The 853-nt window shown below is 43.8% G+C and carries 1 pseudogene; it reads left to right on the forward strand.

Annotated features, from left to right (window positions below):
* Positions 1-72: 72 nt before the first annotated feature.
* Positions 73-853: pseudogene (locus VF675_RS13710) on the forward strand (IS3 family transposase); the annotation flags it as partial.

The raw sequence follows: 853 nt of genomic DNA on the forward strand, positions 1-853 counted from the left end.
CGGTAATCCCCCCTAAAAATAATAGGATCTAAAAGTAGAATTTTCTCTTAAGATACGAGCAGGAGATTCTGCATGAAAACATCTAAATTTACTGACAGTCAGATCATGTCCATCTTGAAACAGGCAGAATCTGGCACACCTGTAGCGACCCTTTGCCGTGAACACGGCATGAGTAATGCTACCTTTTATAAATGGCGTGCCAAATATGGTGGTATGGATACATCATTAATGGCTCGACTGAAAGAGCTAGAAGCCGAAAATACCAGACTTAAAAAGATGTATGCGGAAGAGCGATTAAAGGCCGAAATCATCCAGGAAGCGATGGCAAAAAAGTGGTAAAGCCATCTTGCCGGCGTAAGATGGCACAACAGGCAGTTACCCAGCATGCCATTAGTATTCGTTTGGCTTGTAAAGCATTTGGCATTAGTGAAACCTGCTACCGCTATCAAGCCAAACTCAGCGATGACAATGCACTCATTGCTGAACAGCTCATTGAACTCACTGAGGAAAATTCCGATTGGGGCTTTGGTTTGTGCTTCTCGTATTTACGGCATGTTGAGAGTTGCTGCTGGAATCACAAGCGGGTTTACCGCATTTACTGTGAGTTGGCACTGAATCTGCGTATTAAACCGAGAAGAAGACTAAAACGGCATGCGCCTGAACCATTGAAAGAACCAATCCGAGAAAATCAGGTTTGGTCATTAGATTTTATGCATGATCAGCTTTCCGATGGTCGCAAGTTTCGATTATTGAATGTGATTGATGATTACCGCCGCGAAGGCCTAGCCATTGAAGCAGGGTTCTCATTGCCCACAATCAGGGTTATTCGTACGTTGAATCAATTGCTGGAGTG

The organism is Acinetobacter sp. Lyrl_1 (assembly GCF_051948795.1).
GTDB lineage: Bacteria > Pseudomonadota > Gammaproteobacteria > Pseudomonadales > Moraxellaceae > Acinetobacter > Acinetobacter towneri.